The organism is Yersinia nurmii, from assembly GCF_001112925.1.
GTDB classification, from domain to species: Bacteria; Pseudomonadota; Gammaproteobacteria; order Enterobacterales; family Enterobacteriaceae; genus Yersinia; species Yersinia nurmii.
On record NZ_CPYD01000013.1, the window covers coordinates 18,807 to 32,601 of the forward strand.

The following is a 13,795-nucleotide window of genomic DNA, read 5'->3' on the forward strand; positions in this document are numbered from 1 at the left end:
AGAAATAGTGGGCGGCTATCTATAACCGCCCGAGATACTGCTTAACGAAACTCTTCCAGAGTAAGAGGCCACTGAACATAGCTTTGCCAGTGACTTTCTTGTACCAGTGATTCGGCACGATAAGGATGAAGTTGCAGCCAGCCTTGTGGTAATAGCACGCACAGAGTGTCGCCATTGGCGCGTAATCTTACCGCGGGTAAGGTGTCATCCCGACGACGACTGGAGAAAATGATCGCCAGACGTAGCAAGCGACATAAACGCTGCGCCATTACTACGGGTAACGCGTTTTGCTGACTAAGCAGTGATAAATCCAGAGTGCCGCTTTGGTTTTGCAAGAGAGCGGAGAGAAGCAGTTTTTGAGCGGGGGTAAATCCAGGCAGATCCAGATACCTAATCAGGTAGGCTGCATGCTGCGGAGCGAGCTTGAAATCAACGCTAAGGCCGATTTCGTGGATCAAACAGGCATTTTGCAATAATTCCCGACATCTACCCTCTAGTTTCCACTGTTTCTCAACCTGTAGAAAAAAGTTATCCGCTAACTGCGCGACGCGCTGAGCTTGCTCGATATCCAGCAAATAGCGGCGTTGCAGATTACGAATAGTGCGGCTGCGAATATCTTGCTCAATAGGTAAATGCAGCATGCCGTACACCAGACCTTCGCGCAGTGCGCCGCCGGCCAGCGTCATGCTTTCGATACCCAATTCCTGGAAAATAGCGATCAAAATCGATAGGCCGCTGGGGAATACCAAGGCTCTTTCCAGCGTCAGACCCGAAATTTCCAGTTCTTCCAGCTTGCCACAGTGAATGGCTCTTTGTTTCAGTTGTTGCAGCTTTGGCAGCGTAATCAGTTCGTCCATGCCTTGAGCGACCATAATTTCCTGCAAAGCCTGCACTGTACCGGATGCGCCGACGCAAATTTGCCAACCGTGCTCACGAAAACGTGCCGCGACCGGTTTGATCATCTCACGCGCCGCTAATTCGGCCTGGTCAAAGTTTTCCTGTTCCAGATTGCGATCGCTGAAATAACGTTCCAGCCAGGTTACGCAGCCCATCGGCAGACTGACCAATATGGCCGCCTGCGCGCCGGAACCGGTTACCAGTTCGGTACTGCCACCGCCAATATCGACCACCAGACGCTTTTCTGGCCCGCCGGTCGTGTGGGCGACACCGTGATAAATCAGCCGCGCTTCTTCTTCACCGCTAATCACCTGAATCGGGCAGCCCAGAATTTCAATGGCCGTTTGCAGGAATTGGTCGGCGTTGGAGGCCAAACGCAAGGTTGCCGTGGCGACCACGCGAATTTGTTCCCGCGGAATATCCTGCAACTGTTCAGAAAACAGCTTCAAACATTGCCAGCCGCGTTCCATTGCTTCATGTGATAGATGGTTATTGGCATCTAATCCAGCGGCCAGCCGAACTTTGCGTTTAATACGTGCCAGCGTTTGGATACTGCCTGCCACCTCACGTACCACCAACATATGGAAACTGTTGGAGCCAAGATCGATGGCAGCATAAAGTGAGGTGGAGCTTAGCATCGCGTTATCAGCCTGGTCGTTTACGGTTGTTGTTCCGCGGCGCGCCGTTACGGCGAGGTGCAGAATTACGGCGCGGGCCATTCCCGGTGCGGGTACGTGCCAGACGTTTTGGTGCTGGTAAATCAGTCAACAGCGCATCGCTATTGTATTTGCTTACAGGAATACTGTGACCGGTATAGGTCTCAATAGCCGGTAAGTTTAGTGCATATTCTTCGCAAGCCAGACTAATTGAATGGCCGCTTTCGCCAGCACGACCGGTACGACCGATACGGTGAACGTAATCTTCGCAATCGTCAGGCAGGTCGTAGTTGAATACGTGGGTTACCAACGGAATGTGCAGGCCACGAGCCGCAACATCGGTTGCTACCAGAATATCCAAATCGCCTTTGGTGAAATCTTCCAGAATTCGCAGACGTTTTTTCTGCGCCACATCGCCGGTCAGCAGGCCAACGCGGTGTCCATCGGCAGCCAGATGGCCCCAGATTTCTTCACAGCGGTGCTTGGTGTTGGCAAAAATGATGCAGCGATCAGGCCATTCTTCTTCAATCAGCGTCTGTAACAGGCGCATCTTTTCTTCGTTTGAAGGATAGAAAAGTTCTTCTTTAATGCGGTGGCCGGTTTTTTGTAACGGCTCCACTTCCACGTACTCGGCGTTATTCATCTGTTCGAACGCCAGTTCACGTACGCGGTAAGACAACGTAGCGGAAAATAGCATATTCAGACGTTTTTCTACCGCAGGCATGCGGCGGAACAACCAGCGGATATCTTTAATAAAGCCCAAATCGTACATACGATCGGCTTCATCCAGTACCACGACCTGAATAGCGCCCAGATTAATGTAGTTTTGCTTTGCGTAGTCGATCAGACGGCCAGTGGTACCGATAAGAATATCGACGCCGCTTTCCAGCACTTTAAGCTGTTTGTCGTAGCCGTCACCGCCGTAGGCCAGACCCAGTTTCAAACCGGTAATCTGGGATAAGGCTTCAGCATCAGAATGAATCTGTACCGCCAGTTCCCGCGTCGGTGCCATAATTAATGCACGAGGCTGGTTAGTCTGACGACCCTCTTCTGCTGGGTGCGAAAGCAAATAATGAAAAGTAGACGCCAGGAATGCTAGCGTCTTTCCGGTACCGGTTTGCGCCTGACCTGCTACATCTCTCCCGGACAGGGTGAGTGGCAATGCTAACGCCTGAATCGGCGTGCAATATTGAAACCCTTTATTTTCAAGGGCTTCAACAACTAGCGGGTGCAGGGCGAAGTCGGAAAACTTCTGTTCAGTCAAGTGTGTTTTGCTCATAGTGTGGTAGAATATCAGCTAACTATTGCTTTACGAAAGCGTATCCGGTGAAATAAAGTCAACCTAATGTTGGTTAATGCTACATCAACTAGGTAGACACAATCCTTTGGAGTAGAACATGAGCGATAAAATTATTCACCTGAGTGACGACAGCTTCGCCACTGACGTGCTGGAAGCCACTGGCCTGGTGTTGGTCGATTTCTGGGCTGAATGGTGTGGTCCGTGCAAGATGATTGCTCCGATTTTGGATGAGATTGCCGAAGAATACGAAGGCAAACTGACCATCGCTAAATTGAACATCGATCAGAACCCGGGCACAGCGCCAAAATACGGCATCCGTGGTATCCCGACGTTGTTGCTGTTTAAAGACGGTGCGGTTGCGGCAACCAAAGTGGGTGCCCTGTCCAAGAGCCAGCTGAAAGCGTTCCTGGACGAAAATCTGTAGTCGATATTAGTGTCAAAAGCCGGGTGTCCTGCGGTGGGTGTGATTTTCACACTGACCGCTAGACGCCTGCAAAGAAGCGTGTTAAGTTTATTCCACTGCGTATAGAACATACCTGTGAGTAGAATCTAGGTTTGTAGCATCTAAAAAATTCTGTAGCACCTAAATAGTTTGAATCTAAAGTTTTACTCTATGTCGAAACATTTGCGTTGAGAATATATATGAACTCAATCGGTTTTTTGACAGTCTAACGGTTTTAAAAAATCAGTCTAAGGTACCTTCAATTTATTGCCGTCGTTGAGTGCGAATTTTGCGCAAGCTATTACTCGCGCAGCACACAAGGCCGAGATTGAATGTCCATTAAACAGGCACGGATGACGCTGCCATACCCATTCACGACTAAAGTTCGAGACATACCCCGAGTTTAAGAACCCACCATTATGAATCTTACCGAATTAAAGAATACGCCGGTTTCTGACCTGATTACACTTGGCGAAAATATGGGGCTGGAAAACCTGGCCCGGATGCGTAAACAAGACATCATATTCTCTATCCTGAAGCAACATGCTAAAAGTGGAGAAGATATCTTCGGTGACGGCGTATTGGAGATATTGCAGGATGGATTTGGTTTCCTCCGTTCAGCAGACAGCTCCTACCTTGCCGGTCCCGACGACATCTATGTATCCCCAAGTCAAATTCGCCGTTTCAACCTCCGCACTGGTGACACCATTTCCGGTAAGATTCGTCCGCCAAAAGAAGGCGAGCGTTATTTTGCACTGTTAAAAGTTAACGAAGTTAACTATGACAAACCGGAAAACGCCCGTAATAAAATTCTGTTTGAAAACTTAACCCCGCTGCATGCAAATTCACGTTTGCGCATGGAACGCGGTAACGGTTCAACAGAAGACTTAACGGCGCGCGTGTTGGATCTGGCTTCGCCGATTGGTCGCGGACAACGTGGCTTGATCGTAGCACCGCCAAAAGCGGGTAAAACCATGCTGTTGCAGAACATTGCAACCAGCATTGCCTACAATCACCCAGACTGCGTGCTGATGGTATTGCTGATTGATGAGCGCCCGGAAGAAGTTACCGAGATGCAGCGTCTGGTTAAAGGTGAAGTTATTGCTTCTACCTTTGATGAGCCAGCGTCTCGCCACGTTCAGGTCGCCGAAATGGTTATCGAGAAGGCGAAACGTCTGGTTGAGCACAAAAAAGACGTTATCATCCTGCTGGACTCCATTACTCGTCTGGCTCGCGCCTATAACACCGTGGTTCCTGCTTCAGGTAAGGTTCTGACCGGTGGTGTGGATGCTAACGCCCTGCATCGTCCTAAGCGTTTCTTCGGTGCGGCACGTAACGTGGAAGAGGGCGGAAGCCTGACCATCATCGCAACCGCTCTGGTTGATACCGGTTCGAAGATGGATGAAGTGATTTACGAAGAATTTAAAGGTACTGGTAACATGGAATTGCACTTGGCGCGTAAAATCGCTGAGAAACGTGTGTTCCCTGCTATCGACTACAACCGTTCCGGTACCCGTAAAGAAGAGTTGCTCACCACGACCGAAGAATTACAAAAAATGTGGATTCTGCGCAAAATTATCCATCCAATGGGTGAAATTGATGCAATGGAATTCCTCATTAATAAATTAGCTATGACGAAGACCAACGACGACTTCTTCGATATGATGAGACGTTCGTAATTTAAATAAAACGAAAAAAACGCCACGCTCAGTCGTGGCGTTTTTCACGTTTGGAATATACGATAAATACGCTTATTTATTTGATCAGTAGATCTACACCGTTAATGGTGATGGCATTTTCGTATCTAGCTCTGAGTTATCCGTGAATAGAACGAGGATATTGTTGTAAAAACAATATAGGCTGTCACCCTAATAGGAAATGACTGAAAGGTTGTTTTGCATCGTGGAGTAAGTTTACTCACATGCTAAGCTGCCTTATCTTTTGCAGAGAGCTGTTTAACGTGAAATTACTCACCATGAGTACAGAGATTCTAATCGTCCTGCTGTTTTCTTTAGCTTTTTTATTTATCGCCCGTAAAGTGGCAAAGAGAATCGGTCTCGTCGATAAACCCAATTACCGTAAACGCCATCAGGGGCTGATTCCCTTAGTCGGCGGTATTTCTGTGTATGCGGGTATCTGTTTTGCCTTCCTGATATCCAGCCAGCAAATTCCATTCGGTTCACTCTATCTGGCCTGCGCCGGTTTATTAGTGTTCGTTGGTGCTCTGGATGACCGTTTTGATATTAGCGTTAAAATCCGCGCTTTTGTTCAGGCTCTGGTCGGCGTAGTAATGATGGCGTTTGCCGGACTTTATCTACACAGCCTTGGACACGTTCTTGGCCCGTGGGAAATGGTTCTCGGCCCGTTCGGTTACGTGGTTACGCTGTTTGCCGTGTGGGCGGCTATCAACGCATTCAATATGGTTGACGGTATTGACGGGCTGCTGGGTGGGCTGTCTTGCGTGTCATTCGGTGCGATGGGCATCTTGCTCTATCAGGCTGGCCATATGGCACTGGCGTTTTGGTGTTTTGCGATGATTGCGGCGATTACGCCATATATCTTGCTAAATCTCGGTTTGTTGGGGCGCCGCTATAAAGTCTTTATGGGCGATGCGGGCAGTACGCTGATTGGTTTTACCGCCATTTGGATTCTGTTGCAGACTACTCAGGGTAAAACCCATCCGATCAATCCGGTTACCGCTCTGTGGATTATTGCGATTCCGCTAATGGACATGATTGCCATTATGTATCGCCGCTTACGTAAAGGTATGAGTCCGTTCTCACCTGACCGCCAGCACATCCACCATCTTATCATGCGCGCAGGCTTCACTTCCCGACAGGCATTTGTCCTAATTACCCTGGCTGCGGCCTTACTGGCGGCCGTTGGTGTTATCGGCGAACGACTGGTATTTGTTCCTGAATGGGTAATGTTGGCATTATTCTTGCTTGCATTCTTCCTGTATGGCTACTGCATCAAACGAGCCTGGCGAGTGGCGCGTTTCATCAAGCGTATTAAGCGCCGGATGCGGCGGGCTAATAATAAGCATGTATCTTAATCAGAGGCTTTTGGGCAGTGATGAAACCAGAAAAAACGTCTACTAACAATGAACTGGCTGTCGATAACGAATTAGATATCCGCGGCCTTTGCTGCACGCTATGGCGTGGTAAAGCCTGGATTATCGGTATGGCGGTTCTGTTTGCCGTCATTGCCCTAAGCGTGTCCTACTTAGTGAAGCAGCAGTGGAGTGCCACTGCGATTACCGATAAGCCAACGGTTAATAATCTAGGCGGCTATTATTCCCAACAGCAGTTTTTGCGTAACCTGGATTCCCGTTTAGTTTCAGGTTCGGCTAGTGAGCAGCCGAGTATTTCTGACGAAGCTTATAATGAGTTCATCATTCAACTAGCGGCTTACGATACCCGTCGTGACTTCTGGCTGAAGAGTGATTACTACAAGCAACGTCAGGAAGGGGATGCGAAGGCGGATGCGGCTTTGCTGGATGAGTTAGTCAATAATATTCAATTCACGCCGCACGATGACAAAAAAGTGCTGAATGACAGCGTGAAATTGACCGCGGAAACCGCAACTGACTCGAACAAATTGCTGCGAGAGTATGTCGATTTTGCTAGCCAGCGTGCTGCCAGTCACTTGAATGATGAAATTCAAGGGGCATGGGCTGCGCGAACTCAGTCAATGAAAGCACAGGTTAAGCGGCAGGAAGCCGTAGCGCAGGCGGTTTACGATCGTGAGCTGAATGCGGTTAAACAAGCACTCAAAGTGGCCGAACAACAGGGTATTAGTCGTAACCAAACGGATACGCCTGCGGAACAACTGCCAGATTCCAAAATGTTCCTGCTGGGCAAACCTATGCTTCAGGCGCGTTTAGAAACTCTGGAAGCATCAGGCCCAAGCTTTGATATCGATTACGATCAAAACCGCGCTATGCTGGCAACATTAAACGTTGGGCCGACGCTGGAAGATAAATTCCAGACCTACCGTTACCTGCGTACTCCGGAAGACCCGGTAACTCGCGATAGCCCGCGTCGCGCTTTCCTAATGATTATGTGGGGAGCGATTGGCGCATTAGTCGGAGCTGGCGTGGCATTGGCCCGTCGTCCCGGCGTAAAGCACTAAATTGCTAATGGGCGCGTAAGCGCCCAACTTGCAGGCGTTGTCTGCGGCTAACTGACCTAAAAGAGATTCACTGTGAAAGTGTTGACTGTTTTTGGCACCCGTCCTGAAGCCATCAAAATGGCTCCTCTGGTGCATGCCTTGGCTCAGGATGAAGCCTTTGAATCAAAAGTCTGCGTAACTGCTCAACACCGAGAGATGTTGGATCAGGTTCTAAGATTGTTTGAGATTGAGCCCGATTATGATTTGAATATCATGAAGCCGGGACAGGGACTGACTGAAATAACCTGCCGTATTCTGGAAGGTTTAAAGCCCGTTTTGGCCGAATTTAAACCAGATGTCATTTTAGTCCACGGTGATACCACCACGACTTTGGCAACCAGTTTGGCCGCGTTCTATCAGCGAATTCCAGTAGGCCACGTTGAAGCGGGCCTGCGTACCGGAGACCTTTATTCCCCGTGGCCAGAAGAAGCCAACCGTAAGCTTACTGGGCATTTGGCTATGTACCATTTTGCGCCAACGGAAAATTCGCGTCAGAACCTGTTGCGTGAGTTATTGCCGGATAATCGTATTTTTGTGACGGGAAACACTGTGATAGACGCGCTGTTTTGGGTGCGCGATCGGGTGTTGAAAGACGAGAAACTGCGTAAGGATCTGGACGCTCGCTATCCTTTCCTCGATGCCAATAAGAAAATGATTCTAGTGACAGGCCATCGTCGCGAGAGCTTTGGCGGCGGGTTTGAGCGCATTTGCAGCGCACTGGCTGAAATTGCCCGTAATCACCCGGACGTGCAGGTCGTTTACCCGGTTCACCTTAATCCCAACGTCAGCGAGCCGGTTAACCGTATCCTGCACGGCGTCGACAACATCATCCTGATCGATCCGCAAGATTACCTGCCATTTGTCTACCTGATGAACCATGCTTATATGATTCTGACGGACTCGGGCGGAATTCAGGAAGAAGCGCCATCGCTAGGCAAGCCGGTGCTGGTTATGCGTGATACCACCGAGCGCCCGGAAGCGGTAGATTCAGGCACCGTTCTGCTGGTGGGAACTGACGTCAAAAAAATTGTAGATGCAGTGACCCATTTGCTGGTGGATGAAGATGCATATCACCAAATGAGCCGGGCACATAATCCTTACGGTGACGGGCACGCCTGTCAACGCATCCTAGAAGCATTAAAGAATCATCAGGTGACGCTATGAGTTTTGAAACTATTTCTGTTATCGGTCTTGGATATATCGGTTTACCTACCGCAGCCGCTTTTGCTTCGCGCAAGAAAAAGGTGATTGGCGTTGATGTTAACGCTCATGCGGTCGAGACCATTAATCGCGGTGCGATTCATATCGTCGAGCCGGATTTGGATAAAGTTGTCAAAATTGCCGTTGAAGGCGGCTATTTGCAGGCGGTCACTAAGCCATTGGCAGCCGATGCTTTCCTGATTGCTGTGCCAACGCCGTTTAAAGGCGATCACGAACCTGACATGGTGTACGTGGAGTCTGCGGCTAAATCTATTGCGCCGGTGCTGAAGCAAGGCGATCTGGTGATTCTGGAGTCGACTTCACCGGTTGGTGCTACAGAACAAATGGCTCAGTGGTTGGCTGAATTCCGCCCTGATCTGAGCTTCCCGCAGCAGGCTGGAGAAGAAGCAGACATCAATATCGCCTATTGCCCAGAGCGGGTACTGCCGGGGCAGGTGATGGTTGAACTGATTCAGAATGATCGGGTGATTGGCGGTATGACGCCAAAATGTTCTGCCCGCGCCAGCGAGCTGTACAAGATTTTCCTGGAAGGTGAATGCGTGGTGACCAATGCCCGCACCGCTGAAATGTGCAAACTGACTGAAAACAGTTTCCGCGATGTCAATATTGCTTTTGCTAACGAACTGTCGCTAATTTGTGCCGACCAAGACATTAACGTGTGGGAACTGATCCGTTTGGCGAACCGTCATCCGCGCGTCAATATTTTGCAACCTGGTCCGGGCGTGGGCGGTCACTGTATCGCTGTCGATCCTTGGTTTATTGTTTCGCAAAATCCGCAGCAGGCGCGTCTGATCCATACCGCGCGTCTGGTCAATGATGGCAAACCTTTATGGGTTGTCGATCGCGTGAAAGCAGCGGTGGCTGATTGCCTGGCGAATAGCGACAAGCGTGCATCAGAAGTAAAAATTGCCTGCTTCGGTCTGGCATTTAAGCCAAACATTGATGACCTACGTGAAAGTCCGGCGGTAGAAATCGCGCACCTGATTGCAGAATGGCATGCAGGTGAAACCTTGGTGGTTGAGCCGAACGTAGAGCAATTACCGAAATCATTAGCGGGCAACGTTACGCTGAAAAACACGGCGGAAGCGCTGCAGCAAGCTGATGTGCTGGTGATGCTGGTTGATCACAGTCAATTTAAGGCAATTAAACCTGAAGAAGTGAAGCAACAGTGGATTGTTGATACCAAAGGAGTATGGCGTTGAGACGTATTCTGGTCACTGGTGGCGCCGGCTTTATCGGCTCCGCCGTGGTGAGACATATCATCAATGACACGGCCGACAGCGTTGTGGTGGTTGATAAACTCACCTATGCAGGAAATTTAGAATCCCTGACCGTCGTGGCAGACAGCGATCGCTATGCGTTTGAGCAGGTTGATATTTGTGACCGCGCTGCGCTGGATCGTATCTTTACGCAGTATCAGCCAGATGCCGTGATGCATCTGGCCGCTGAAAGTCACGTGGATCGATCCATCGATGGTCCAGCCGCTTTTATCGAAACCAATATTGTGGGTACTTACACGCTGTTGGAGGCCGCTCGGCACTATTGGCAGGCGCTGGCAGTAGAGAAAAAGCAAGCATTTCGTTTCCACCATATCTCTACCGATGAAGTGTATGGCGATCTGCACGGCACGGACGATCTCTTTACCGAGACCACGCCTTACGCCCCAAGCAGTCCGTATTCCGCGTCAAAAGCTTCCAGCGACCATTTGGTTCGAGCCTGGTTGCGTACTTATGGCCTGCCGACGTTGGTCACTAACTGTTCCAATAACTATGGCCCATATCATTTCCCAGAGAAGCTGATTCCGCTGGTGATTTTAAACGCGCTGGCCGGTAAGTCTTTGCCTGTTTATGGCAACGGCGCTCAGGTTCGTGACTGGTTATATGTAGAAGACCACGCACGCGCGCTATATCAGGTAGTGACCGAGGGTGTAGTAGGCGAGACCTACAATATCGGCGGGCACAACGAGCGCAAAAATATTGAAGTGGTAGAAACCATTTGCACTTTGCTAGACGAACTGGTGCCAAACAAACCCGCGGGAATTGCCCACTACAGTGATTTGATCACTTATGTCAAAGATCGCCCAGGCCACGATATGCGCTATGCCATTGATGCCGGGAAGATTGAGCGAGAGCTGGGCTGGCGTCCACAGGAAACCTTTGAGAGCGGCATTCGTAAGACCGTCAATTGGTATCTTAGCAACACATCCTGGTGGCAACGCGTACAGGACGGCTCTTATGCCGGCGAACGTTTGGGTCTGAGCGATTAAGTTTCGCCAGCACGTCTAAAAGTCACTGCACGGCCATCTAACGCGCTGCTTCATTTGAACAGCGCGTTGTTACAGGTCAAATCAGGAGTTTCTATGAAAGGCATAGTTCTGGCGGGCGGTTCCGGTACCCGTTTACATCCTATTACTCGCGGCGTCTCCAAACAGCTGCTCCCGGTTTACGATAAACCCATGATTTATTATCCGTTGTCAGTCCTAATGCTGGCCGGCATTCGCGATATTCTGATTATTTCCACTCCTGAAGATTTGCCTTCCTTCCAGCGTTTGCTGGGGGATGGTTCCGAGTTTGGTATTAACCTCAGTTATGCTGCACAGCCTAAGCCAGAAGGCTTAGCGCAGGCATTCTTGATCGGCGAAGAGTTCATTAACGGTGAACCTTGCTGTCTGGTTCTTGGCGATAATATCTACTTTGGTCAAGGATTTAGCCCTAAACTGAAAAGCGTCGTTGCCCGACAGAAAGGTGCGACCGTTTTTGGCTATCAGGTGATGGATCCAGAGCGTTTTGGCGTGGTGGAGTTCGATGATAATTTCCGAGCGCTTTCCATCGAAGAAAAACCAAGCGTGCCTAAGTCCAACTGGGCGGTAACCGGGCTTTATTTCTACGATAATCAAGTGGTTGATTTTGCCAAACAGGTTAAACCTTCTTCCCGCGGTGAACTGGAAATTACTACCATCAACCAGATGTATCTGGAGCGCGGTGAGTTAACGGTTGAGCTATTGGGGCGCGGCTTTGCTTGGTTAGATACCGGTACCCACGATAGCCTGATTGAAGCCAGTACCTTTGTACAAACGGTAGAGAAGCGTCAGGGCTTTAAAATCGCCTGTTTGGAAGAAATTTCCTGGCGTAATGGCTGGCTGGATGATGATGGCGTAAAACGCGCCGCCACCGCTTTGGCCAAAACGGGTTACGGTAAATATCTGCTGGATTTATTGCATGCTCGTCCGCGCCAATATTGAACCGCTGAACTGGGAAAGTGAATTTTTCCAGAGACACAGCGCAAAACTGAACTTATCTGATTCTGCCCCGTTGCTGAACCCGGCAGAATTGGGTGCTTATGCTTTGGTTCAGGCCAAAATCCCTGCGCACCGTCTGGATTGGGTAGATGCCCTTAATCCGCTGGGTTTTCGTCTGGTTGAAAGTGAAATTGATCTTTCACTGCCGATTGGCACGGAAACTGCTTCTGTAGTTGACCATTCGGGAACGGCGACGAGTTCCGCCTTCCCCGATATGCTGGCTGCAGGCTCAGTCCGGATCGCAACTGAATTGGATATTCCTCAGTTGCGCAGCGCCGCAGCCAGCGCTTTTGCTCTTAGTCGTTTTCGCGCGCCTTGGTATGAGCCACAGGATAGCGGGCGTTTCTACGCGCTTTGGGCCGAAAAAGCGGTGCTGGGAACTTTCGACCACCAATGTTTGCTGGTGGTCGATAGCCATAATCAGGCTATCGGGTTTGTCACTTTGCGTAGTTTGCAGGATGGCTCGGCTCGAATTGGTTTGCTGGCGGCGTTTCCGGGAGCAACAGGGCAAGGTATTGGTACAAAACTTATGTCGGCGGCAAAGCAGTGGTGTCAGCATCACGGGTTACAGCGGCTACATGTCGCCACTCAGATGAGCAACGTCGCAGCTTTGCGTCTCTATATTCGTAGCGGGGCATCTATTGAGAGCACCGCTTATTGGTTATGCAGGGGATGAAATGATTCCATTTAACGCACCACCGGTTGTTGGCTCCGAACTTGGTTATATGCAAGATGCAATTAACAGCGGGAAGCTTTGCGGCGATGGCGGTTTTACCCATCGTTGCCAGCAGTGGATGGAGCAGCGTTTTAACTGCCCGAAAGTCTTGCTGACCCCTTCTTGCACCGCATCGCTGGAAATGGCGGCGTTGTTGCTGAACATTAAGCCCGGCGATGAAGTGATCATGCCGAGTTTTACCTTTGTTTCCACCGCTAATGCCTTTGTATTGCGCGGTGCAACAATGGTATTTGTCGATATTCGTCCAGACACCATGAATATCGATGAAACCAAAATTGAAGCGGCGATTACCGATAAAACTAAAGTAATTGTGCCCGTTCACTATGCTGGCGTTGCCTGCGAGATGGATACCATCATGGCGCTGGCAAAAAAATACGATCTGTTTGTGGTCGAAGATGCCGCTCAGGGCGTGATGTCGACTTACAAAGGCAAAGCGCTGGGTACGATTGGTCATATTGGTTGCTTTAGCTTCCATGAAACCAAAAACTACACGGCGGGTGGAGAAGGTGGCGCAACGCTGATTAATGACCCCTCTCTGATCGATCGCGCCGAAATCATCCGCGAAAAAGGCACCAACCGCAGCCAGTTCTTCCGCGGTCAGGTGGATAAATATACCTGGCGTGATATCGGTTCTAGCTATCTGATGGCTGATTTACAGGCTGCCTACCTTTGGGGGCAGTTGGAAGCGGCTGAACAGATTAATCAACGTCGATTGTCTCTGTGGCAAAATTACTATGCCGCATTCAAGCCTATTGCTGACGCTGGCCGTATCGATTTACCAATGGTTCCTGCTGATGTTGAACAGAATGCTCATATGTTTTATATCAAACTACGCGATATTGAAGAGCGTTCGGCCTTTATCAGCTATATGAAAGAAGCCGATATTATGACGGTCTTCCATTATATTCCGTTGCATGCCTGCCCGGCGGGTGCCGAATTTGGTCGTTTATCCGGTGAGGATTGCTTTACCACCAAAGAGAGTGAGCGTCTGGTGCGTCTACCGGTTTTCTATAATCTGACCGAAGCCAACCAGAAAATCATTATTAACCGCGTACTGAGTTTCTTCGCCTGA

12 protein-coding genes are annotated in these 13,795 nt (G+C 49.8%); 10 read left to right on the forward strand and 2 right to left on the reverse strand.

All coding sequences use genetic code 11. The annotated features are described in order from the left end of the window. Window positions 1-41 precede the first annotated feature (41 nt). Complete coding sequence (gppA, locus tag AD970_RS15010; protein WP_049600744.1) at window positions 42-1,535, reverse strand: guanosine-5'-triphosphate,3'-diphosphate diphosphatase; 1,494 nt, start codon at window positions 1,533-1,535, stop codon at window positions 42-44. A 7-nt stretch (window positions 1,536-1,542) separates the two neighbouring features. Then, complete coding sequence (gene rhlB / locus AD970_RS15015; RefSeq protein WP_049600747.1) at window positions 1,543-2,832, reverse strand: ATP-dependent RNA helicase RhlB; 1,290 nt, start codon at window positions 2,830-2,832, stop codon at window positions 1,543-1,545. 118 nt (window positions 2,833-2,950) lie between these two features. Here rhlB and trxA point away from each other — a divergent pair, with 118 nt between their 5' ends. From trxA to rffA, 10 genes are all read left to right on the forward strand, one after another. Next, window positions 2,951-3,277 carry a thioredoxin TrxA gene (gene trxA, locus AD970_RS15020; protein ID WP_049600750.1) on the forward strand — a complete coding sequence of 109 codons (327 nt, stop codon included), beginning with the start codon at window positions 2,951-2,953 and terminating at the stop codon, window positions 3,275-3,277. 437 nt (window positions 3,278-3,714) lie between these two features. Next, complete coding sequence (gene rho / locus AD970_RS15025; protein WP_049600753.1) at window positions 3,715-4,974, forward strand: transcription termination factor Rho; 1,260 nt, start codon at window positions 3,715-3,717, stop codon at window positions 4,972-4,974. Window positions 4,975-5,255: 281 nt separating this feature from the next. Further along, window positions 5,256-6,350 carry a UDP-N-acetylglucosamine--undecaprenyl-phosphate N-acetylglucosaminephosphotransferase gene (wecA, locus tag AD970_RS15030; protein ID WP_120806496.1) on the forward strand — a complete coding sequence of 365 codons (1,095 nt, stop codon included), beginning with the start codon at window positions 5,256-5,258 and terminating at the stop codon, window positions 6,348-6,350. Window positions 6,351-6,370: 20 nt separating this feature from the next. Next, window positions 6,371-7,429 (forward strand): ECA polysaccharide chain length modulation protein, encoded by a 1,059-nt coding sequence (gene wzzE / locus AD970_RS15035; RefSeq protein ID WP_049600756.1) that lies wholly within the window; start codon window positions 6,371-6,373, stop codon window positions 7,427-7,429. Window positions 7,430-7,501: 72 nt separating this feature from the next. Further along, window positions 7,502-8,632 (forward strand): non-hydrolyzing UDP-N-acetylglucosamine 2-epimerase, encoded by a 1,131-nt coding sequence (gene wecB / locus AD970_RS15040; RefSeq protein ID WP_049600759.1) that lies wholly within the window; start codon window positions 7,502-7,504, stop codon window positions 8,630-8,632. After that, complete coding sequence (wecC, locus tag AD970_RS15045) at window positions 8,629-9,891, forward strand: UDP-N-acetyl-D-mannosamine dehydrogenase (protein ID WP_049600763.1); 1,263 nt, start codon at window positions 8,629-8,631, stop codon at window positions 9,889-9,891. Before wecB ends, wecC begins: the two co-directional genes overlap by 4 nt. Further along, window positions 9,882-10,955, forward strand: a complete 1,074-nt coding sequence (rffG, locus tag AD970_RS15050) for a dTDP-glucose 4,6-dehydratase (RefSeq protein WP_049600766.1) — start codon at window positions 9,882-9,884, stop codon at window positions 10,953-10,955. The genes wecC and rffG overlap by 10 nt, the downstream gene beginning before the upstream one ends. Window positions 10,956-11,048: 93 nt before the next feature. Beyond that, window positions 11,049-11,930: a glucose-1-phosphate thymidylyltransferase RfbA gene (rfbA, locus tag AD970_RS15055; RefSeq protein ID WP_049600769.1), complete on the forward strand. Its 882-nt coding sequence runs from the start codon at window positions 11,049-11,051 to the stop codon at window positions 11,928-11,930. After that, the gene (gene rffC, locus AD970_RS15060) at window positions 11,908-12,663 is read left to right on the forward strand and encodes a dTDP-4-amino-4,6-dideoxy-D-galactose acyltransferase (protein ID WP_049600771.1); all 756 of its coding nucleotides are present in this window, start codon (window positions 11,908-11,910) and stop codon (window positions 12,661-12,663) included. The genes rfbA and rffC overlap by 23 nt, the downstream gene beginning before the upstream one ends. A 1-nt stretch (window position 12,664) precedes the next feature. Then, window positions 12,665-13,795, forward strand: a complete 1,131-nt coding sequence (rffA, locus tag AD970_RS15065; RefSeq protein ID WP_049600773.1) for a dTDP-4-amino-4,6-dideoxygalactose transaminase — start codon at window positions 12,665-12,667, stop codon at window positions 13,793-13,795.

Excerpts from the sequence above, each read along its gene's own strand:
- rffG (WP_049600766.1), top strand. The coding sequence starts at position 9,882 with ATGGCGTTGAGACGTATTCTGGTCACTGGTGGCGCCGGCTTTATCGGC.
- wecC (WP_049600763.1), top strand. The coding sequence starts at position 8,629 with ATGAGTTTTGAAACTATTTCTGTTATCGGTCTTGGATATATCGGTTTA.
- rhlB (WP_049600747.1), bottom strand. The coding sequence starts at position 2,832 with ATGAGCAAAACACACTTGACTGAACAGAAGTTTTCCGACTTCGCCCTG.
- gppA (WP_049600744.1), bottom strand. The coding sequence starts at position 1,535 with ATGCTAAGCTCCACCTCACTTTATGCTGCCATCGATCTTGGCTCCAAC.
- trxA (WP_049600750.1), top strand. The coding sequence starts at position 2,951 with ATGAGCGATAAAATTATTCACCTGAGTGACGACAGCTTCGCCACTGAC.
- rffC (WP_049600771.1), top strand. The coding sequence starts at position 11,908 with ATGCTCGTCCGCGCCAATATTGAACCGCTGAACTGGGAAAGTGAATTT.
- wzzE (WP_049600756.1), top strand. The coding sequence starts at position 6,371 with ATGAAACCAGAAAAAACGTCTACTAACAATGAACTGGCTGTCGATAAC.
- rho (WP_049600753.1), top strand. The coding sequence starts at position 3,715 with ATGAATCTTACCGAATTAAAGAATACGCCGGTTTCTGACCTGATTACA.
- rffA (WP_049600773.1), top strand. The coding sequence starts at position 12,665 with ATGATTCCATTTAACGCACCACCGGTTGTTGGCTCCGAACTTGGTTAT.
- rfbA (WP_049600769.1), top strand. The coding sequence starts at position 11,049 with ATGAAAGGCATAGTTCTGGCGGGCGGTTCCGGTACCCGTTTACATCCT.